Raw genomic sequence first — 20,371 nt, forward strand, 5'->3', positions numbered from 1 at the left:
ACCCTCCTACTGCCACTTATGCGGCTTTCTTGTTCTTGTGCATGACTTCGCGCGCCAAATGCCGATATGCCATCGCCCCCAGAGATCCGGAATCATATTGAAGTACAGGCAATGCGTAAGACGGCGCCTCACTGACCCGTACATTTCTGGGTATTTTGGTTTTAAATACCATCTCGCCCAGATTGTCACGCGCGTCTTTTTCGACCTGACGGGACAAGTTGTTGCGGTTGTCATACATCGTCAACACAACACCTTCGATCCGCAGGTCCGGATTGGCAGTTTGGCGGACCTCGCGAATAGTCAGCATCAACTGGGACAAACCTTCCAACGCGAAGAACTCACTCTGCAATGGAACAAGCACAGAATGCGCCGCGACCATCGCATTGACCGTCAACAAATTAAGGGACGGTGGACAATCTATCAGGACATAGTCCAGCTTGAACTGGTCAACTGACGTTTGCCGCAGCGCGTCGTGCAGCAGATAGCTTCGCTTTTCGTTGGAAATAAGCTCAATATCGGCTGAACTCAGGTCGACTGTGGCAGGAACCACATATAAGCCGCCAATTTCAGTCTCCTGAATGACGGCTTCCAACGGGGCGTCGTCCAATATCAGGTCGTAGGTTGTCCAATCCCTGTCTTCAACGCCCAGACCTGTTGACGCGTTGCCCTGAGGATCCAAATCAACCACAAGAACGCGGCATCCGGCTTCGGCCAATCCCGCTGCAAGATTTATCGCAGTCGTCGTCTTCCCAACCCCGCCCTTCTGATTGGCTACCGCAATAATCCGGGGCCCTGAGGGACGAGACAGATCAACCACGTGATACTCCTTTGATTTTAAGGATAACGGCCTGAGGTTCAGTTAAACTTGTAATCGGCTCTGCTTGGAAATTCCATTCCTTGCGCGCGTCTTCCAGTTCTTTTTTCCACGTCGCGCCTTTCAGCAACAGAGCCGTTCCAGAACTGCCTAAATGCCTGTCACAAAAGGACAATAAGACCGTCAGATCTGCCAAAGCACGCGCAGATAGGACATCCGCATCCAAGGGATTCACGATTTCGATTCGTTTGGAAACAACGGAACACTTTGCACCACATTCCCTTGCCACTGTTCGCAGAAAGGCGGATTTCCTTTGATCGCTTTCTACTAGGGTAAACTGCGCATTCGGGTTCTCTTCTATTGCCATGATCGCGCAAACCATTCCGGGGAACCCTCCCCCGCTTCCTAAGTCTGCCCAATTCCGAAAGGATTCAGCGCAACGATACACCTGGACAGAATCCTTTATGTGCCGCGTCCAAATTTCGGCCAGACTGTTTCGGGAAACCAGGTTAATTTTCGGATTCCATCGCTTTACCAGCTCGACATATTTGGCCAGACGCTCAAATGTTTCACGTGAAACATCCAAATCGCCAAATTGCACGTCACTCATGCCTTGCGGACCTTTTGTTCACGACGCAGTTTCGCTAGAACAAGCGTCAAAGCGGCCGGAGTAACTCCTTCAACGCGACTAGCTTGCGCTATATTCTCTGGTCGCGCATTCGACAACTTTTGCTTCATCTCTGAAGACAAGCCATCCAGAGCGAAATATTCGAAATCCCTTGGAATTTCATGAGATTCGTCGCGCTTCATAGCTTCGACGTCCCTTTGCTGGCGCGCAATGTAGTTTGCGTACAGGGCATCCCTTTCAACCTGCTTCTGGATTTCAGGATCTGCATCCCCCAAGCTTGGGACCAGTGGTATAAGATCCCCAAACGAAACATCCGGGAATGCGAGAATAGCCATCCCATTTCGCCTATTTCCGTCCTGATTGACGCTGATACCAACTGATCGCATGTCTTTTGGGGTATAGGTCCTGTCCATCAGAATGGATTTTACCGCCGTCAATTTTTCCATCTTGTCGGAAAAGTGGCGCTCTCTAACGTCCCCTACGCAACCGATTTTCAAGCCAATCGGTGTTAACCTTTGATCTGCATTATCTGCGCGTAACGACAGTCTGAATTCCGCACGGGACGTAAACATACGGTAAGGTTCTGCTACTCCGCGCGTCGTCAAATCGTCTATCATTACACCGATATAGCTATCTGCACGCGTGAAATGAACCGGATCCCGATCAAATGAAAACAAGGCGGCATTCAAACCGGCGACCAAACCCTGTGCCGCGGCTTCCTCGTATCCAGTGGTACCGTTAATCTGCCCCGCAAGATATAGGCCCGAGATTTCCGGAACGGACAGGGATGAAGTTAAAACGCGCGGATCTACATAATCATATTCAATCGCGTAACCCGGTTGCAGTATTTCTGTATTCTCTAGCCCCTTAATGGACCGGACATATTGAAGTTGAACATCCTGGGGAAGCGATGTCGAAATCCCATTCGGGTAGATCGTATGATCATTAACACCTTCAGGCTCAAGGAATATCTGATGAGAGTCCTTATCGGCAAACCTGACTATTTTATCCTCAATTGAAGGGCAATACCTTGGGCCAACCCCATCAATATGCCCCCCGTACATTGCTGAACGGCTTAGGTTTTTCTCAATAATTTCATGCGTTCGCGCATTTGTATGCGTTATACCGCAAGAAATTTGGGGGGCCACAACAGACTTAGACAGAAATGAAAATAATGTAGGTTCATCATCTCCATCCTGGCGCTCCAGATCGGACCAGTCGATCGTGCGGCCATCAAGTCGGGGCGGAGTACCTGTTTTCAATCTTCCCAACGGAAGCTGAAAACTGTCTAAGCGTTGCGCCAATTTTACTGACGGATTGTCCCCCATTCTTCCGCCAGGGCGGGAAACGTCTCCAATATGAATCACACCCCGAAGGAACGTACCGGAAGTAAGTATGACTGCCTTGGCTCGAATCTCGGAACCATCTGCCAATCTGACTCCGCGCACGCTCTGCCTTTCCATCAGAAAATCGACAACTTCGCCTACCACAATCGAAAGACGTGGCTGGGCGTCGGTCTCTTTCTGCATTGCTGCGCGATACAACGCGCGGTCCGCCTGTGTCCTCGGCCCTTGAACTGCGGGTCCTTTGCGCCGATTCAACAGACGGAATTGAATTCCGGCTTGATCCGCTACACGGCCCATAACTCCGTCCAGCGCATCAATCTCTCTCACTAGGTGACCTTTTCCAAGGCCTCCAATCGCTGGATTGCAAGACATCACCCCGATGTCAGAAGCAGACAAGGTGACAAGCGCCGTTTCCGCCCCCATGCGGGCAGATGCATGTGCAGCCTCGGTTCCGGCATGACCCGCGCCGATAACAACAACATCAAAATCTGAATGTTTCACGTGAAACACTCCCTATTTTCCCAGACAGAAGCTTGCGAAGATTTCATCCAAAAGATCTTCCACGCCTATTCTACCGACCAATGCCTCTAGCGCACGAATGGCTGTGCGCAATTCTTCGGCAGCGATATCATACAAGTCCGGGCCTGATTCCAGAACAGACATTGCTGCAACCAACGCCTCCTGAGCATTATTGAGCGAAATACGGTGCCTTTCGCGGGTTGCAATACCATAACTTGTGGCACGGCCACCCAATATACGCGATATATCGGAGATCAACTGATCCAAACCCTTACCAGTTTTACCTGATATCCCACCTTCTATATCATCCCTGAGGTCAGCCTTCGGCAAAACTTGAATATCACCGTCGCGCACTGAAACACCCAAAGACATCGGGTCCTCGGTCAGGAATACCCGTAAATCCGCGGCCTCTGCACGTTTAATCGCCAATTCGATTCCAAGGCTTTCAACATGATCTTCGGTTTCGCGAAGCCCAGCTGTGTCCAAAAGCGTGACTGGCAACCCCTCAAGATCCATTCGGACCTCGATCACATCGCGGGTCGTTCCGGCATACTCCGACGTTATCGCCGCATCTCGCCCGGCAAGTGCATTCAGTAAGGTGGACTTCCCTGCATTAGGAAGGCCGACAATTGCGACTTCGAACCCTGAGCGAATACGCTCCGCAATCCGAACTCCGTCGGCTTCGCGTTGCACATCAGCCATGACACCAGTGACCAAAGAACGGACTTCGGGCGTAACATCCGTCGGAACCTCTTCGTCAGCGAAATCAATGACAGCTTCCAAAAGGGATGCGGCGCGGATCAGATCACGACGCCAGCGTTCTGCAAGGGAACCCAGTTCGCCGGCTAATATTGTCTGTGCCTGTTTGCGCTGCGCTTCGGTTTCGGCATCAATCAAGTCGGCCAAGCCTTCGACCTGCGTCAAATCCATCTTGCCGTTTTCAAGCGCGCGACGCGTGAATTCCCCCGGCTCTGCAAGCCGCAAACCTTCAGTATCGCCAAGACAGCGCATCACCGCATTCACAGATGCCATACTTCCGTGAACCTGCAACTCTGCCACATCTTCACCGGTAAAGCTCGCAGGGGCCTGGAATGTTAGTACCAGACCCTCATCCAGAATTGAGCCGTCAGTTGCAAACAAGGCGCGCACACGCATGCCGCGGGCTGGCAGAGTATCCCTGGTTAATGCAGCCGCTGCGGAATGCGCCAAAGGACCAGAGAGGCGGATGACCGCCACCCCGGCTTTGCCCTGCGCGCTGGCCAAGGCGAATATCGTATCCATTCGAAGGCCTCGCGTCAGTTAAAACCTGTGTCAGGTGTTCATTGAATCGAAGAACTCGCCATTCGTCTTCGTCTGCTTCAGCTTGGATAGCAGGAACTCGATCGCGTCGGTCGTACCCATCGGGTTGAGGATACGGCGCAGAACGAAAGTTTTGGCCAAATCGCCCTTATCGACCAGCAAGTCCTCTTTCCGGGTACCGGATTTGAGAATGTCGATGGCCGGGAACACGCGCTTGTCGGCAATTTTGCGATCCAGCACGATTTCCGAGTTACCGGTGCCTTTGAATTCTTCAAAGATCACCTCATCCATCCGGCTGCCGGTGTCGATCAGCGCGGTGGCGATAATGGTCAGCGAACCGCCCTCTTCGATATTCCGCGCGGCACCAAAGAACCGCTTGGGCCGTTGAAGGGCGTTCGCATCAACACCACCTGTCAGAACCTTGCCCGACGATGGTACCACTGTGTTAAACGCCCTACCAAGTCTTGTGATCGAATCGAGAAGAATAACAACATCTCGTTTGTGCTCGACCAGACGCTTGGCTTTTTCGATCACCATTTCCGACACGGCCACGTGGCGCGTTGCGGGTTCATCAAAGGTCGAGGATACAACCTCACCCTTTACCGAACGCTGCATGTCGGTCACCTCTTCCGGGCGTTCGTCGATCAGCAAGACGATCAGATAACATTCGGGGTGGTTCTGCTCGATCGAGTGCGCGATGTTCTGCAAGATCACTGTCTTACCCGTCCGCGGGGGCGCCACGATCAACGACCGCTGGCCCTTACCAATCGGTGCCACAAGGTCGATGACACGAGCAGATTTATCCTTGATGGTAGGATCCTCGATCTCCATCTTCAGACGCTCTTCTGGATACAATGGCGTCAGGTTGTCGAACAGGATCTTGTGCTTGGCCTTCTCGGGCTCTTCAAAATTGATCTTAGTAACCTTGATCAGCGCAAAATAGCGTTCGTTGTCATCAGGTGCCTTGATCTCACCTTCAACCGTGTCGCCGGTACGAAGCGAATGCTGGCGGATCATGTCGGGTGAAACATAGATGTCGTCTGGACCCGGCAGATAGTTCGCCTCGGGCGAGCGCAGGAAGCCGAACCCGTCCTGCAAAACTTCCAGAACGCCGTCACCACCGACGGTCCAACCCTCATCCGCGCGTTCGCGCAGAATCTGGAACATCATCTCGCCTTTACGCATGGTCGAGGCGTTCTCGATCTCCAGCTCTTCGGCCATTGCCAGAAGGTCTTTGGGGCTTTTGGCTTTTAGGTCGGCCAGATTCAGAGTTTCATTGGACATGATACAAACCTTCACCGCTGTCAGCGCGGCACGAAGTGGAATTTCAGTACGGAAGATACGCCGCCCGGACGGGCGTGTTGACCCCTACATAAGCGTGGCTTCAAGTGGAGTCAAACCACCTGTCTGACCCTTACGCGCAAAAGTGCCCTCAGAACTTCAGAATGACCGCCAGAACGATGATCACCATCAAAACGGTCGGAACCTCGTTCATCATGCGATACTGCCGCCCAGTGAGCTTATTTTGCCCCTCAAGGAAGTCTTTGCGCCGAGCCATCAGCCAATGATGAAACCAGGTCATACCAATCACGGATAAGCCTTTGACCCAAGGCCATGCAAAATCCCAACCGACGATACCCGGTGTAAACACCATGATCAGGCCACAGACCCAAGCCACAATCATTGCGGGGCGCATGATCACACGCAGCAGCTTTTCTTCCATTTCAAAGAAGATTGCCTCAGCCCCTTCGACAGTCTGTGCTTTTTCGACGTGATAAACGAATAGTCTGGGCAAATAGAACAGGCCCGCCATCCACGAGATCACTGCCATGATGTGAAGAGACTTCACCCATGGGTAAATCGTGAAAAGAAAATCCGTCATCTTGGCTCCGAAGATTACTCGGAACCCTCCCTAATAAAAAATTAAGAAAAGAAAAAGGAAGATGGTTTTGTAGGGTGAACAAAATCAGTGGATTACTTTTTTACACATCTGTTTTCCCCAGGTGGATAGAATCCGGTTTAGATGCAGTGATTCTGTTGAGGGAATAAATTTCACAACAATTACAGTATGTTATATATTAACCGAGTATGAATTGCTGGGGATAAGTCTTTGGGTAACCTTGGAAAACCGGGTTATTCCTGTTCTTGGACTTATCCTTGTCCCTGCTGGATACCATTCGGGCGAATCCGGGAAGTTTGGCGTGGAAATCCCGGGCTTGCGTGTCAACTGGAAAACCATACAAACCATCCCGGAACAGTTAACGGTTTACTCAAGGGGTTTTCCACATGTCTGTCCCCATCATTCTGGCCTCTGGGTCGTCGATACGAGCGCAGCTTCTCAGGAACGCGGGCGTGCCTTTCACCGTGCAAACCGCGCGTGTGGATGAAGAGACAGCCAAACGGGCATTGCTGGCCGAGGATGCAAGCCCGCGCGACATTGCGGATACGCTGGCCGAAATGAAAGCACGCAAGCTCAGTGACAAATTTCCGGGTGCAATGGTGCTGGGCTGCGATCAGGTGCTGGATTTCGACGGTCGGTTGCTGTCCAAACCCGAAACGCCAACGGATGCACTGTCGCAACTCAGGGCGATGCGTGGCAAGCGACATATGCTGCTGTCTGCCGCTGTGATTTATCAGGACGGGGAACCCATTTGGCGACATGTGGGTCAGGTTCGATTGCGGATGCGGATGAGCTCGGACGCATATCTGCGAGATTTTGTTGATCGCAACTGGGACAGTATCCGGCACGCGGTCGGGGCATATAAATTGGAGGAAGAAGGCGTGCGTCTGTTCGCAACCATTGACGGAGACTATTTTAACGTCTTGGGTATGCCCCTATTAGAGCTGTTGAATTTTCTGGCGGTCAAAGGGGTGATTGAGCAATGAGTGAAGGCCGTATTCCTCTGGCAGGTGTGATTGGACACCCGGTTGCGCATTCAAAATCCCCGACCCTTCATGGACATTGGTTAAAATCCTATGGTCTGGCTGGGCACTATATTCCAATGGATGTTGCCCCGGATGATCTTGAAGTTGTCCTGCGCAGCTTGCCTAAGGCTGGGTTTGTAGGGGCAAATGTAACGGTACCCCATAAAGAAGCGGCCTTGCGATTGGCGGATAACGTATCGGATCGGGCGCAGAAAATCGGTGCTGCGAACACGCTGGTCTTTCGTGAAGATGGCGCGATCCATGCCGACAATACCGATGGCTACGGATTCATGGAAAACCTGCGCAGTGGGGCACCGGATTGGACGCCGGGCGATGGTCCGGCCGTGGTGTTTGGCGCTGGCGGAGCTGCGCGCGCCGTTTTGCAAGCATTGGTCGAGGCCGGAGTGCCTAAGATCATGCTGACCAACCGAACACGGACCCGGGCGGATAAGCTGAAAGAGGAATTCGGACAAACCATCACCGTTGTCGATTGGGTGCAGGCCGGAAATGTGGTCGAAGATGCCGAGCTGGTGGTCAATACGACGTCACTTGGGATGCAAGGGCAGCTTGAGCTGCGGGTCCCTTTGGATGGGTTGCAGCCGGGTGCTGTTGTCACTGATCTGGTCTATGCGCCGCTGAAAACCCATCTTTTGCAAACGGCCGAAGAAGCCGGATGCACGGTCGTGGATGGGTTGGGTATGCTGCTGCATCAGGCCGTTCCTGGATTTGAAAGCTGGTTCGGGGTGCGGCCCGAGGTGAATCTGGATTTGCGCGCGGCTGTTTTGTCATGAGTTTCGCGCTGGGTCTGACCGGCTCGATCGGGATGGGGAAAAGCACGACGGCCCAGATGTTCGTCGATGAAGGCTGTGCGCTATGGGATGCGGATGCCGCGGTGCATAGACTCTATTCAAGGGATGGATCGGCTGTTGAACCGATGCAGACGGCTTTTCCGGATGCAATTGTTGATGGGGCTGTCTGTCGTGATGCGCTGAAACGGATCATTGCGCGGGACGTATTCGCCTTAAAACAGATAGAGGCGATTGTTCACCCGCTGGTGGCGGCGGATCGGGCTGCGTTTCGGCAAAACGCGACCGCGGATATACTGGTTTTTGACATCCCTTTGTTGTTTGAAACCGGGGGTCATGTAGCGATGGACGCCGTGGCCTGTGTTTCGGTACCTGCCGATGAACAAAAACGCCGGGTGATGGATCGCGGCACGATGTCCGATGCGCAGTTTGAAAAAATCCGCGCCAAGCAGATTCCGAACGAAGAAAAATGCGCCCGGTCAGATTTTGTGATCGTGACAGACAGTCTGGACCATGCCCGCGTACAGGTGCAGGATGTGGTCAAACAGATACGAGCGGGGCTGGCAGATGCGTGAGATTGTACTCGACACCGAAACCACGGGGTTCGATCCAGAAAGCGGTGACCGGATCGTGGAAATCGGTGCGGTCGAACTGTGGAACCACGTTGCCACAGGCGAAACCTATCACGTCTATATCAACCCTGAGCGCTCTATGCCTGAAGAAGCCTTTGGTGTGCATGGCATTGGCCCGGATCTGCTGGATAACCCGCGCCCGCCGGAAAAGGGTGAGGTGACGCTGAAGGACAAGCCGGTTTTCGCCAAGGTCGGTCAGGGATTTCGCGATTTCATCAAGGATTCGAAACTGGTCATTCACAACGCCTCGTTCGATATGAAATTCCTGAACGCCGAGCTGAAATGGATGGGTCTGCCCCCGATCCCGATGGATCAGGCGCTGGATACACTGGCGATTGCGCGCAAACGCTTTCCCGGCTCACCTGCTTCTTTGGATGCGTTGTGCCGCCGGTTCAATATCGACAACTCGAACCGAACACTGCACGGGGCGCTGCTCGACTCCGAAATTCTGGCCGAGGTTTATCTGGAACTGATCGGGGGGCGACAGCCGGATTTCGGATTGTCGACTGCGGCATCCTCATCTGCGGGCGGCGGCGATGAATGGCGCCCAACAGCGCGCCCAAATGCGCTTGCGTCCCGTATTACCGAAGACGAACGCGCCGCGCATGATGCTTTCGTGGAAAAACTGGGCGAAAACGCATTGTGGACCCGCGCCTGAGAAACATCCCGGCGCGGGTCCGGAGCTTTAGGCTTCGGTTTTCTGGGCTTCGGCCTGACGACGCATCAGTTCGTTGCGGTACAGGCTGACAAAGTCGATGTTGTCCAGATTTACTGGCGGGTAACCACCGTCGCGGGTCACATCGCTGACGATACGGCGCAGGAACGGGAACAGCATCCGGGGGCATTCGATCATCAGGAACGGATGCAGCTGATCTTCGGCAACACCTTCCACGTGGAACAGGCCGCAATAGTCCAGCTCACACAGGAACAGGATGTCTTCCAGACCCTTGGCCTTTGACTTGAGGTTCAGCTTGATCGACACTTCGTACTGATGGTCTGCCGGGCGCTTTTTCGCATCCAGATTGACCTGTACGGAAATCTCGGGCTGAACGTCGCCCGATACGCCCTTTTGGGCCATCACGTTTTCAAAAGACAGGTCACGGATGAATTGTCCCAGAACGCGCATCTGGATTTGCGGGGCGGCCTGGGCCGCGGTGTTTTCTTTGGCGTCTTCTTCGGCCATGGATCTACTCCGAAAATAAAATTCGTCACTGCTTAACAAGTTGGGGCAGACACCTCAATGCAGGTCACGGCCCTTCGACCCATTTCGAAGGTTTTGATGGGTCCTGACGCGGGCGAACTTCGGTAAATTCGCCGTCAATCACGTCGTCTTGTTGAAACGGATCAGGCCCGGAGCGAAATTGCGCGCCGGTTCCCATCTGAAACTGCGTGATGGTGGCTTTTGATTTAAGGTACCGGAATACAGCAACCCGGACGCCGGGAATTAGCAAAGCAAAACCAACGGCATCGGTGAAAAACCCCGGCGTCAGTAGCAAAACGCCCGACAGCAGGATCATTGCGCCATGGGCCAGCGGCTCGGTCGGGTCGTCCAACTCAGCAAAGGAACGTTGCAGGTTTTCCATCGCCATGCGACCTTGTGTCCGTACCAAAACAGTGCCCAGAACGGCTGTCAGGACTACAATGGCAAGCGTTGGCCACAGGCCGATCAAGCCGCCAACCTGAATGAACAGAGCGATCTCGATGATCGGGACCAATAAAAAAGCCAAGAACAGATACATTTGCGCTATCCTTTACAGCAGGGCGGACTGTGGACTTGCCGCCTTGTGTCACCTACATAGTGGCTTGAGGCCGCGTACACAAAGTCCCGGCACTGAAAAGAGAATGAAATGAGCGACAACCCAATGATCCAGTTGCTGGTCCTGGCCGGAATTGCCGTTTTCCTGATCCTTCGCTTGAAAAGCGTTCTGGGCACGCGTGAGGGGTTTGAAAAACCCCCGGTTCAGCAGCAACCAGAGGCGCACAAGTCGCGTCGCGACTTCGAGGTGATCGAAGGCGGCCCGGATCACGACATCACCGACCACGTCGCCGAAGACAGCGAACAGGCGCAAACCCTGACTGCGATGAAGCGGGTCGAGCCCAGCTTTTCTGTCAGTGAGTTCGTTCAGGGTGCGCGTGGCGCTTATGAGATGATCGTCATGGGGTTTGAAAAGGGCAATCTGGATGAAATACAGCCCTTCTTGTCCGAAGAGGTGTTCGACACGTTCGTATCCGTAGTCGCTGCCCGCGAAGATCAAGGTCTTACGATCGAGGCTGAATTTATTGGCGTGCGCGAGACATCCTTGGCAGATGTGAAGTTCGACAAGGATACCAACCAGGCCGAGATCACCATGAAGTTTGTTGGTGAGCTGACCTCGGTCGTGCGTGATCGCGGCGGGGACATCATCGAAGGCAACCCCAACACCGTCAAACGCCAGAAGGACAGCTGGACCTTTGCCCGCGTCATGGGCGCGGACGATCCGAACTGGCTGCTTGTCGCCACGGACGCATGATTGCTGCGCTTCGGTCGTTATTGCTGGGGGCTGTGATGGCAACCTCTGTCAGCGCCGAAGCGACGCGTTCCATACTGACCTTTGACGATCTAGATGGCTGGGCCGAGGATGACCACGGCGCAGCCCTTTCGGTTTTTCTGAATACATGCGGTGATCTGGACGACCCTGACTGGCGTGCGCTGTGCGCCGTTGCCCGGGCCTATGAATCTGACGCTGCCCGATTGTTCTTTGAGCTGTTCTTCCGTCCTGTTCTGGTCGAAGACGGCAAAGATGCCCTATTTACCGGCTATTTCGAGCCCGAGCTGGATGGATCTCTGACCCGATCCGAACGTTTCAGATATCCGATTTACAAGATGCCGCCGGAAGCTCGCGCCGAAGGTCCGTGGCTGAGCCGCCGCGAAATTCTGACCGGCGACAGCATGACCGGCCGGGGTCTGGAGATTGCCTGGGTCGATGACCCGGTGGAATTGTTCTTTTTACAGATTCAGGGCTCTGGCCGTATTCGTCTGCCGGATGGGGGCGCGGTGCGCGTTGGGTATGGCGGGGCGAACGGCCACCCCTATCGGTCTATCGGGTCGGAACTGATCCGTCGCGGAGCGTTGGGTGCGCATCAGGTCAGCGCGCAGATGATCCGGGCTTGGGTGCGTAAAAACCCCGAAGCGGGTGCCGAACTGCTGTTCCACAATCCGTCATATGTGTTCTTCCGCGAAGTAAACCGCGTCGCGCCAGAATTGGGTCCCTTGGGCGCAATGAATCGGTCTGTCACCACACTGCGCAGCATTGCCGCTGATCCGGCCTATACGCCTTTGGGCGCGCCGGTTTGGGTTGAGAAGAACGGCAAAACACCGCTACGCCGATTGATGATCGCACAGGACACAGGCGCCGCCATCAAGGGCGCCCAACGTGCAGACATCTTTTTCGGCACCGGGGACGAAGCCGGGGAAGCTGCCGGTCGATTAAAGGATTCGGGTCGAATGGTGCTTTTGTTGCCGATTCAACGCGCCTATGCGCTGTTGCCGGATGAGTTCTGATGACACGCCGAAAACTGACTGCGGAAGAGATTGAGCTGTGGCGCAAGGTGACCAATCAGGCCGAACGCCTGCATCCCGAAGTGCCGCAAACTGTGCACCCGACGACGTTGCCCAAACCCAAGCCAACCAAAACGCCCAGGGTGCGGATTGAGCGGTTCGAGGTCGGGCAGAACGCCTTGGGAAAACCTGCGCGCAACGCGTTGAAGCCCACGGTCACAGAAGGCCTGCGCGCGACGCCGGTCCAGATGGATACCAAGGCTTTCAGCCGCATGAAACGGGGCAAGCTGAAGCCAGAGGGCAAGCTGGACTTGCATGGAATGCGCGTGGATACGGCGCATCCAACATTGATCCGGTTCATTCTGTCAGCGCAAGCATCAGGCAAACGTCTGGTTTTGGTCGTAACCGGAAAGGGCAAGGACCGTGATGAGCCCGGCCCCATTCCCACGCCGCGCGGTGTGTTGCGCAATCAAGTGCCGCAATGGTTATCTCTGCCACCCTTGGCGCAGGCTGTTCTGCAAGTGACACCTGCCCATGTCAGCCATGGCGGTGACGGGGCCTATTACGTGTATTTGCGCCGCGTTCGTTAAAGGGTTTGAGCGGCTCTTGCGATGCCAATGCGGGCAAGGACACTGACCAGTACGAAAAAGCCTCCGATCCACAGAAACTGGATGTCCAGCGGCACACCCAGATCAATCATCACGCCGGTCAACCCCGGCCCGATGGCTGATCCCAGAACCATGACCGCCGTTGCCATCGCCTTGATCGCGCCGATATGCCGGGTGCCATAGAATTCGGCCCAGAACGCGCTGGGCAGGGTGCTGTTGGCACCAACTGTCAGCGCCAGAAACATCAAGGCCAGCGTTGCGCCCCCGATCGACGATGTCATCCCCACGATCCCAAACCCAACGGCCATAGGCAGTTGATAAAACGGCATGATCCTAGGCGTGCCCCATTTATCCAGCGCCCAACCCGCCGCAAACATCGACAACATGGAAACGCTGGTGAAAATCGGAAACAGGGCAACCAGTTCGATATGCTGCCAGCCCTTCGAGCCCGCCAGATGAACCTGATGAAAGAAAAAGGCGGTGATAAAAGCAGATGGGCCCAGCAAGGCCGGTGCCATGAACCAGAACAGCGGATGAAAGATCGCTTCTTTCCGGGTCCAGTTACGACCTTCCATTCCCGTTGCCGAATATTCGCTGGACAGGCTTTGCGGGGTTCTTTCCTGACAAAGCAGCCGTAGCAGCGCAGGGATCCCCAAAAGGGTGACACACGCGGCAATCACCCAAAGCCACCGCCAGTCCAAGAAGGCCATGGCAGCCACAAAAGTGACCGGCAGCAACGCTTCGCCCACCGAGAAACCCACCGACGCGATCGCCAGCGCCTTGCCCCGTGTGGCAGTGAACCATCTGGCCATTGCCACCATCGCCAAGTGGGTGCTCATCCCCTGCCCAAACAGACGCAACAGAAACACCACAACAGGCAGCAAGGCAAGCCAGGCGTTCACCGCCATCGCCAACGCTGCCAGTGCCAGACCTGCCAGAACCGCGGGGCCCAGAACCCTTACTCGAAAGATGTCGGTCAGCCCTCCGGCCCAGATCATCACGACGGCCGATATGGTGGTTCCAAGAGAATACAAACCGCCCCACGCGCCATGACTCAGACCAAAAGCGGCGCGGATTTCCCCAGAAAAGATCGAAATGAAAAAGGTCTGCCCAAAGCTGGACATGAAGGTCAGCAAGACTCCGGCACTTAACCATGTCGCGTTGTCCCGAAGGTATTGCCCCAACCGGAACCGCGTCACGGAGAGCTGACCCGCGCCTGCCCCGTTTCGCTTAGAACGATTTCAGTTGCACCCGTCGGGTTGCGAACGCTGTTGGGGGCGATCACATCAAACCCGCGACCGTCCGGGTCGAAGGTTCGGCTCACCCTTCGGGCGGAATTGATGATGGCCAAAAGCGCGGGCGACGTCGCGGCCACGAAATGCGAGGAATCCGCATCCTTGTTGAACGCCGTCGTGTCCAGAATGCTGATCTTGTAATCCGCCAATGCATCAACGGAACTGATATTGCCAAGGCGCTCACCTTGAGTGGTGCCGCGCAGCCGGGCCGAAATGTTCAACAGTTTGTCTTTCCGCGACACCATCACGATGAAAGGGTCCGGTGGCGTTTTGATCGTATCCATTTGCGACCGGAACAGATCGACATCCAGATCGGGGGCAATCAGAACGACACCTTCGATATTCTTGCTGGCCCAACCGGGTTCGCGCAATTCGGCCTGTCGCATCATCTCCATCGTCAGGGCCGTACCCATGGAATGCGCCACAAGAATAACGCGCCTTACACCCATTGCCTTAAGCTGTCGCACAGTCTGCTCCAACCCGTCGCGCGCGAACAGCATACTGTCCAGATCATAGGCATATCCGGCACCACGGGCCTGGCTGGGCCAGGAATACACCATGATTGCACCGGGGATGTTGATGTCACGGCTTAGCTGGGCCGCGCGGAACGTGGTCTCGAACTGGGTTGTGTTATAGCCATGGATAAAGATGGACACCTCATCCTTGCCCCCCAATCGCGCCTTCATCTCACTTGGCCCTTGCAACTCATCCACACCGGCCATGACGAATTGCTTCTCGGGGTTCGGATTGGCATATGAAAAATCAAGGGTCCCGGGTGTGTGATTGGGCGGGATCGAAACCGTCATTTCCAGATATTGCAACGCCTCGCCCCGCTTAAATCCATAAGAACCGTCCGGCTCCCGCGCACGCGTTGTCGTTGCAAAAACGGTTTCAGGGCTTCCGACGGACAGCGCAGTTGGCACCGTCTCGGATATCGTACGGTCGACACAGGCGGTTAGAGGCACCGCCAGCAGGAAAATGAAAAAATAGCGCAGCAAAGGATTGGTCCTCGGGACAATATGCGCCCACGCTATCTGATTTTCGCCTCAGGTCCAGCGGTGCCGTACAGAATGACCGGCGGAAACCGGCTGGACCTATTACAAGACGTAACGGCTAAGGTCTGTGGACTTGGTCAGTTCACCCAGATTGTCATCGACGAATTGCGCGTTCACCGTGATCTTGGCCCCGGCCTGATCTGGGGCGGTGAAGGAAAGTTCTTCGAACACACGCTCCATCACCGTGTACAAACGCCGCGCACCAATGTTTTCGACGCTTTGGTTCACGTCCGCCGCGATTTTGGCCAAGGCCGCGATGCCATCTTCGGTGAAGCTGACCGTGACCTCTTCGGTGCCCATCAGGGCGGTGTACTGGCGGGTCAGGGCGTTGTCTGTCTCGGTCAGGATACGCACGAAATCCTCTTCGGTCAGCGCGCGCAGTTCAACCCGGATCGGCAGACGGCCCTGCAATTCCGGCAACAGGTCCGAGGGTTTGGCGATGTGGAACGCGCCCGAAGCGATAAACAGGATATGGTCGGTTTTGACCGCACCGTGTTTGGTGCTGACAGTTGTGCCCTCAATCAGGGGAAGCAGGTCGCGCTGTACCCCTTCCCGGCTGACGTCGCCGCCGCGTGCATCTGATCGCGCGCAGACCTTGTCGATCTCATCCAGAAAAACGATGCCATTCTGTTCGACCGATTCCAAAGCCACGCGGTTGACGGTTTCATCATCCAGCAGCTTGTCGGCCTCTTCCCCGATCAGCGCGTCATAGCTTTCGGCGACAGTCATCTTCTTTTTGACGGTCCGCCCACCGAACGCCTTGCCGAAGATGTCGCCCAGATTCATCATACCCATCTGGCTGCCGGGTTGACCGGGAATGTCGAACATCGGCATTGGGTTCGCGCTGTCGGACAACTCCAACTCGATCACCGTATCATCCAGCTCGCCCGCTTTCAGTTTCTTGCGGAACATCTCGCGCGTGCCTTCCCGGGCATCGGTACCGGCGATGGCTTCGATCACGCGATCTTCGGCGGCCTGATGCGCCTTGGCTTTGACGTCTTCGCGCATGAATTCGCGGGTCTGGATAATCGCGGCATCTGCCAGATCACGCACGATCTGTTCCACGTCGCGCCCGACATACCCAACTTCGGTAAACTTGGTGGCTTCGACCTTGATGAATGGCGCGCGGGCGAGTTTCGCCAGTCGGCGGCTGATCTCGGTCTTGCCAACACCGGTGGGGCCGATCATCAGGATGTTTTTCGGATACACTTCATCCCGAATGTCATCGGTCAGTTGCTTGCGCCGCCAGCGGTTGCGCAGCGCGACGGCGACTGCGCGTTTGGCATCCTTCTGCCCGATAATGAAACGGTCCAGTTCCGAGACAATCTCGCGCGGGGTCAGGTCGGTCAAGGCGCAGTCCTTTCGGTCGGCATATGGAAACTTGGGCTTAGGTAATCACCGCTGGATCGAAAACAACAGCGGCAGCGTTGGTTAGCAATGCCCTATCCGGTTTGCAAATGCTTTCCTTAGGTGAAACGCACCCCCTCTGATACAGTAATTTCAAGGTGTTGAGGGTCAGGAGCGCGCGGATGACGAAAATTGCCAAGATCACCCTTCTGTTCGTGGTGTTTGTGGACCTGCTTGGGCAGGGGCTGGTTTTCCCGATCATCAACTCGCTGATCATGGAGACGAAATCCAACTTCCTGCCCGAAAGCACCGCAATGGGTATGCGACATCTGTACTATGGGCTGGTGATCGGTTGTTTCTTTCTGTCCTGGTTTCTGGGCGTTGTGTATGTCTCGAAAGTCTCGGATTCGATCGGGCGCAAGAACGCATTGCTGGTCTGTCTGGGTGGAGCGTTGGCAGGCTATGCGCTGACCATTACGGCGCTGTATCTCAACAGTCTGATCCTGTTGATTATCGGTAGGTCGATCACGGGCTTTACGGCTGGGAACCAACCTATCGCACAGGCGGCTATGATTGACGGCAGCACCGATGCCGCCGACCGCGACCGCAATATGGGGTATATCATCACCGGTGTCAGCTTTGGCCTTGTTGGAGGACCGATCATCGGCGCCGTCCTGTCCGATGCCAACCTACTGGGCAGTTATGCGACGCTGAAAACACCGTTCTACGGGGCCTTCGCTCTGGTACTGATTGCGATTTTCCTTGTGATGTTCTTTTTCAAGGACACCCGCACGGAACGCGCAGCCTTTGTTTTTCGCCCCCGCGATATCACCGACAGCCTGATCGCGGTCCGCACGCATCCGTTGGTTCTGAAAATCCTGCCGGTTTATGCCTTGTTCATGATCGCGAATGTCACCTTCTATGTCTTCGTCGACAATTTCCTGACATCTGCATGGGGCTATGGCGTGATCGGCGGAAGCATGGCGATGGTTGTCATCGGCTTTGCGCTGGCCTTCTCAAGCACTTTCCTTGTGAAACCGGCACAAGAAAAGTTCAGCAAGCATCAGATCATCTACACATCGCTGGTGGTCATGGTGATCTGCGGCTTTGGATTTGCCTTCAGTCCCAGCGGTGTGCTGAGTTACATCCCGGTATTCTTCTTCTATTTCTTCTTTGGCGTGTCCTACCCAACCTTGCTGGGCCTGTTTTCCTCCGCCGTCAGCGAAACCGATCAGGGTTGGGTGATGGGCGTGACCACGGCTGTCTTTTGTCTGGCCGGAGGGATCATGTCCCTGATCGGCGGCGGGTTGATGAGCATCGACATCCGCGTGCCCTACTACATCGTCATCCTCGCCGCGATACTGGGCCTGATCGGGATGCACCTGCGGTGGAAGGGTAAAGAGATCAAGGCGTTACTGGCCTGAGATTTCCTCAACCGTCAGGTTGCCATTGGTATAGACGCAGATATCGGCGGCAATCGCCATTGCCTCACGCGCCACCGTTTCGGCGGGCTTGTCGCTGTCCATCATCGCGCGCGCTGCGGCCAGAGCGAAATTTCCGCCGGATCCGATGGCGGCGACGTTGTGTTCCGGCTCCAGCACGTCTCCTGCCCCTGTGATCACCAGCAGATCCTTGCCATCCGTGACGATCAGCATCGCCTCAAGCTTTTGCAGGTATTTATCCGTCCGCCAGTCTTTCGCCAGCTCGACCGAGGCGCGGGCCAGTTGGCCTGGCGTGGCCTCCAACTTGGCTTCCAGCCGCTCCAGCAAAGTGAAGGCATCGGCTGTTGATCCGGCGAAACCCGCGACAACCTCGAACCCGCCCGGCGACAGGCGGCGCACTTTCCGGGCGGTGCCCTTGATCACGGTTTGACCCAGGCTGACTTGACCGTCCCCGGCAATCACCACTTGGCCGCCTTTCTTGACGCCAATAATTGTCGTGCCGTGCCATCCGGGAAAATCGCTGTCTGCCATGGAAGCCTCCGTTTTGTCTGGTCCCCTATATGGGCCGGGCGCGCGTGCAGCGCAACAGTTCACAAACCGCTTAAAAGATATGCATTAAATGCAATTCGGGGTTACCAGACTAGCAATTGTGAGTCTCAGGCAATGCTCCTACATGAGCCTTACAACCGACACGAGGTCGGCTGTTTCAGTCACAAGGAAATGCGCAAATGGCAACTACTGCAAATATCCATGCGCCGCTCGGAGCAGCTACCATCCTGCATGTAGTGGACGCGATCTACGGAACATTCGAAAAAGCGGCTTTGTGGAATGAATCCCGCAAGACACGCAAGCTTTTGTCGAACCTGAGCGACGCCCAGTTGGAAGATGTCGGTCTGACCCGCGCGGAAATCGAGACGATCTGACCCGCACGATCATTACAAGAATAGTTGAGCCGCTCAGACTTGGGCGGCTTTTTCTTTTTCAGGATAATTTGTATCGGTCGGAAAGATCCGGCAGAAACGCCTCGACCGCAGCGGTGGCCACCACATGCCGCGTCCCGTCTTTGTCGTCGATATCCAGCCCGCCCTTTACGGCACGTACCTTGGCCCGCCCGCGTGGAAGATCTGCAGCGACCTGATCACAATCCACAGCTTCGGGATCTTGAACACCGATTGTCACCTGAACGCGCATCTCGTGGTGATCCACGCCCAGCTTGGAAAACAGCGTGATCGACGAGTGATGCAAGGCGTCTTGCACGGCCCGCCGTGCGGCCTTGGTGTAATCCTGCCCATACAGATCGTTGCCAGTACCCATTTCCAGAATGATACGTTTTTCGCTCATGTCGCAGGCTCCATGTCGAACGAGACAATAATGGCCGCGTTTGCGATGACGGTGCGCCCCTCGGCGTGGGGTTTGTCGATATCCAGTCCGCCTTCGGTGACAGTCACATTCGGCTGACCATAAGGAAATACGGCTTTCAGCGCCTCCTGGTCCACCTGATCGGGCTTCTGCACCCCGATTTCAGCATCAATGATCATTGCCTCTTTCGGGAAATCGAACAGTTCTGCCATGTTGACAGAGTTGTGCCAAAGCGCATCCTTGATCGCACGCAGAGCGGCCTCGGTATAATCCTCGCGGCGCAGCGAGATTCCCATTCCAAATTCAACAAGAACCCGAGTTTTCGTCATGTGCCCTCCCGGCAGAAAGAAAGGCGCCCCGGTTGGGACGCCTTTGAAAACAGTCTGTCCAACCAGATCAGATGGACTCGTCAATCCAGCTTTGCAGCGCGGCTTTGGGCGCGGCACCTGCGCGGTTCGAAACAACCTGACCGTCTTTGAAGATGAACAGTGCCGGAATACCGCGCACGCCCATGGCGGCGGCTGCGTTCGGGTTGCTGTCCACGTCTACCTTGGCAATCTTGACCTTGCCGCCATACTCAGTGGCCAGCTCTTCCAGAGCGGGGCCGATCTGTTTACAGGGGCCACACCATTCGGCCCAAAAATCGACAACAACGGGGATGTCGGAATTCTTGACTTCGGCGTCAAAGGTATCATCGGTTACGGCTACGGTCGACATATTCTGTCTCCTGAATGGGGAATGCTTGGTCACTGAACCTA

General features: G+C 55.3%; 24 protein-coding genes. 9 read left to right on the plus strand and 15 right to left on the minus strand.

The window, feature by feature from the left end; translation table 11 throughout:
- Positions 1 to 16 precede the first annotated feature (16 nt).
- The 6 genes from GOV87_RS13400 to GOV87_RS13425 form a co-directional block, all read right to left on the minus strand.
- On the minus strand, positions 17 to 817 hold the full coding sequence (locus GOV87_RS13400) for a ParA family protein (protein ID WP_171123791.1): 801 nt from the start codon (positions 815 to 817) through the stop codon (positions 17 to 19).
- Positions 810 to 1,424 carry a 16S rRNA (guanine(527)-N(7))-methyltransferase RsmG gene (rsmG, locus tag GOV87_RS13405; protein ID WP_171212127.1) on the minus strand — a complete coding sequence of 205 codons (615 nt, stop codon included), beginning with the start codon at positions 1,422 to 1,424 and terminating at the stop codon, positions 810 to 812. The genes GOV87_RS13400 and rsmG overlap by 8 nt, the downstream gene beginning before the upstream one ends.
- Complete coding sequence (gene mnmG, locus GOV87_RS13410; protein WP_171212182.1) at positions 1,421 to 3,289, minus strand: tRNA uridine-5-carboxymethylaminomethyl(34) synthesis enzyme MnmG; 1,869 nt, start codon at positions 3,287 to 3,289, stop codon at positions 1,421 to 1,423. Before mnmG ends, rsmG begins: the two co-directional genes overlap by 4 nt.
- 12 nt (positions 3,290 to 3,301) lie before the next feature.
- A complete protein-coding gene (mnmE, locus tag GOV87_RS13415) occupies positions 3,302 to 4,588 on the minus strand; it encodes a tRNA uridine-5-carboxymethylaminomethyl(34) synthesis GTPase MnmE (RefSeq protein ID WP_171212128.1) in 1,287 nt (428 codons plus the stop codon).
- A 30-nt stretch (positions 4,589 to 4,618) separates the two neighbouring features.
- Positions 4,619 to 5,890, minus strand: a complete 1,272-nt coding sequence (gene rho / locus GOV87_RS13420) for a transcription termination factor Rho (protein WP_171123784.1) — start codon at positions 5,888 to 5,890, stop codon at positions 4,619 to 4,621.
- 148 nt (positions 5,891 to 6,038) lie between these two features.
- Positions 6,039 to 6,488, minus strand: coding sequence for a CopD family protein (locus GOV87_RS13425; protein ID WP_171212129.1), 450 nt, complete (start codon positions 6,486 to 6,488; stop codon positions 6,039 to 6,041).
- 404 nt (positions 6,489 to 6,892) lie between these two features.
- Between GOV87_RS13425 and GOV87_RS13430 the strand changes: the two genes are divergently transcribed.
- From GOV87_RS13430 to dnaQ, 4 genes are read left to right on the plus strand one after another with little or no spacing between them, the layout of a single operon-like run.
- Complete coding sequence (locus GOV87_RS13430; RefSeq protein WP_171212130.1) at positions 6,893 to 7,492, plus strand: nucleoside triphosphate pyrophosphatase; 600 nt, start codon at positions 6,893 to 6,895, stop codon at positions 7,490 to 7,492.
- Entirely contained in the window at positions 7,489 to 8,322 is an 834-nt protein-coding gene (locus GOV87_RS13435) for a shikimate dehydrogenase (protein WP_171212131.1), read from the plus strand. Before GOV87_RS13430 ends, GOV87_RS13435 begins: the two co-directional genes overlap by 4 nt.
- Entirely contained in the window at positions 8,319 to 8,912 is a 594-nt protein-coding gene (gene coaE / locus GOV87_RS13440) for a dephospho-CoA kinase (RefSeq protein WP_171212132.1), read from the plus strand. The genes GOV87_RS13435 and coaE overlap by 4 nt, the downstream gene beginning before the upstream one ends.
- Positions 8,905 to 9,627, plus strand: a complete 723-nt coding sequence (gene dnaQ, locus GOV87_RS13445; RefSeq protein ID WP_171212133.1) for a DNA polymerase III subunit epsilon — start codon at positions 8,905 to 8,907, stop codon at positions 9,625 to 9,627. Before coaE ends, dnaQ begins: the two co-directional genes overlap by 8 nt.
- A gap of 27 nt (positions 9,628 to 9,654) precedes the next feature.
- On the opposite strand, the gene secB is transcribed toward dnaQ, so the two are convergent.
- Together secB and GOV87_RS13455 are read right to left on the minus strand one after the other, a co-directional pair.
- Positions 9,655 to 10,152 (minus strand): protein-export chaperone SecB, encoded by a 498-nt coding sequence (gene secB / locus GOV87_RS13450; RefSeq protein WP_171123773.1) that lies wholly within the window; start codon positions 10,150 to 10,152, stop codon positions 9,655 to 9,657.
- A gap of 64 nt (positions 10,153 to 10,216) precedes the next feature.
- Positions 10,217 to 10,708 (minus strand): FxsA family protein, encoded by a 492-nt coding sequence (locus GOV87_RS13455; RefSeq protein WP_171212134.1) that lies wholly within the window; start codon positions 10,706 to 10,708, stop codon positions 10,217 to 10,219.
- 108 nt (positions 10,709 to 10,816) lie between these two features.
- On the opposite strand from GOV87_RS13455, the gene GOV87_RS13460 reads away from it, so the two are divergent.
- Genes GOV87_RS13460 through GOV87_RS13470 form a run of 3 tightly spaced genes read left to right on the plus strand, consistent with a single transcriptional unit; the run spans position 10,817 to position 13,097 of the window.
- Positions 10,817 to 11,479, plus strand: coding sequence for a Tim44/TimA family putative adaptor protein (locus GOV87_RS13460; RefSeq protein WP_171123768.1), 663 nt, complete (start codon positions 10,817 to 10,819; stop codon positions 11,477 to 11,479).
- Positions 11,476 to 12,510 carry a murein transglycosylase A gene (locus GOV87_RS13465; RefSeq protein WP_171123766.1) on the plus strand — a complete coding sequence of 345 codons (1,035 nt, stop codon included), beginning with the start codon at positions 11,476 to 11,478 and terminating at the stop codon, positions 12,508 to 12,510. The genes GOV87_RS13460 and GOV87_RS13465 overlap by 4 nt, the downstream gene beginning before the upstream one ends.
- Positions 12,510 to 13,097, plus strand: coding sequence for a Smr/MutS family protein (locus GOV87_RS13470; RefSeq protein WP_171212135.1), 588 nt, complete (start codon positions 12,510 to 12,512; stop codon positions 13,095 to 13,097). The genes GOV87_RS13465 and GOV87_RS13470 overlap by 1 nt, the downstream gene beginning before the upstream one ends.
- Here the strand turns inward: GOV87_RS13470 and GOV87_RS13475 are convergent.
- From GOV87_RS13475 to hslU, 3 genes are all read right to left on the minus strand, one after another.
- A complete protein-coding gene (locus GOV87_RS13475) occupies positions 13,094 to 14,314 on the minus strand; it encodes an MFS transporter (protein WP_371813516.1) in 1,221 nt (406 codons plus the stop codon). The two genes, GOV87_RS13470 and GOV87_RS13475, sit on opposite strands and share 4 nt — an antisense overlap.
- A complete protein-coding gene (locus GOV87_RS13480; RefSeq protein ID WP_171124051.1) occupies positions 14,311 to 15,408 on the minus strand; it encodes an alpha/beta hydrolase in 1,098 nt (365 codons plus the stop codon). Before GOV87_RS13480 ends, GOV87_RS13475 begins: the two co-directional genes overlap by 4 nt.
- Positions 15,409 to 15,507: 99 nt before the next feature.
- Positions 15,508 to 16,815, minus strand: coding sequence for an ATP-dependent protease ATPase subunit HslU (hslU, locus tag GOV87_RS13485; protein WP_171212136.1), 1,308 nt, complete (start codon positions 16,813 to 16,815; stop codon positions 15,508 to 15,510).
- Between the two features lie 179 nt (positions 16,816 to 16,994).
- Between hslU and GOV87_RS13490 the strand changes: the two genes are divergently transcribed.
- Positions 16,995 to 18,236: an MFS transporter gene (locus tag GOV87_RS13490; protein ID WP_171124048.1), complete on the plus strand. Its 1,242-nt coding sequence runs from the start codon at positions 16,995 to 16,997 to the stop codon at positions 18,234 to 18,236.
- On the opposite strand, the gene hslV is transcribed toward GOV87_RS13490, so the two are convergent.
- The gene (hslV, locus tag GOV87_RS13495; RefSeq protein ID WP_170771306.1) at positions 18,225 to 18,785 is read right to left on the minus strand and encodes an ATP-dependent protease subunit HslV; all 561 of its coding nucleotides are present in this window, start codon (positions 18,783 to 18,785) and stop codon (positions 18,225 to 18,227) included. The two genes, GOV87_RS13490 and hslV, sit on opposite strands and share 12 nt — an antisense overlap.
- Positions 18,786 to 18,982: 197 nt before the next feature.
- Between hslV and GOV87_RS13500 the strand changes: the two genes are divergently transcribed.
- Positions 18,983 to 19,177 carry a DUF1127 domain-containing protein gene (locus GOV87_RS13500; protein ID WP_171123756.1) on the plus strand — a complete coding sequence of 65 codons (195 nt, stop codon included), beginning with the start codon at positions 18,983 to 18,985 and terminating at the stop codon, positions 19,175 to 19,177.
- A 58-nt stretch (positions 19,178 to 19,235) separates the two neighbouring features.
- Here GOV87_RS13500 and GOV87_RS13505 read toward each other — a convergent pair whose 3' ends face one another.
- The 3 genes from GOV87_RS13505 to trxA all read right to left on the minus strand — a co-directional run bounded on the left by GOV87_RS13505 (position 19,236) and on the right by trxA (position 20,330).
- Positions 19,236 to 19,595: a Lin0512 family protein gene (locus GOV87_RS13505; RefSeq protein ID WP_171124046.1), complete on the minus strand. Its 360-nt coding sequence runs from the start codon at positions 19,593 to 19,595 to the stop codon at positions 19,236 to 19,238.
- On the minus strand, positions 19,592 to 19,942 hold the full coding sequence (locus GOV87_RS13510; RefSeq protein WP_171212137.1) for a Lin0512 family protein: 351 nt from the start codon (positions 19,940 to 19,942) through the stop codon (positions 19,592 to 19,594). The genes GOV87_RS13505 and GOV87_RS13510 overlap by 4 nt, the downstream gene beginning before the upstream one ends.
- A gap of 67 nt (positions 19,943 to 20,009) precedes the next feature.
- Entirely contained in the window at positions 20,010 to 20,330 is a 321-nt protein-coding gene (gene trxA / locus GOV87_RS13515) for a thioredoxin (protein WP_039542610.1), read from the minus strand.
- Positions 20,331 to 20,371 lie beyond the last annotated feature (41 nt).

The organism is Ruegeria sp. HKCCA5426 (genome assembly GCF_013034585.1).
GTDB lineage: Bacteria > Pseudomonadota > Alphaproteobacteria > Rhodobacterales > Rhodobacteraceae > Ruegeria.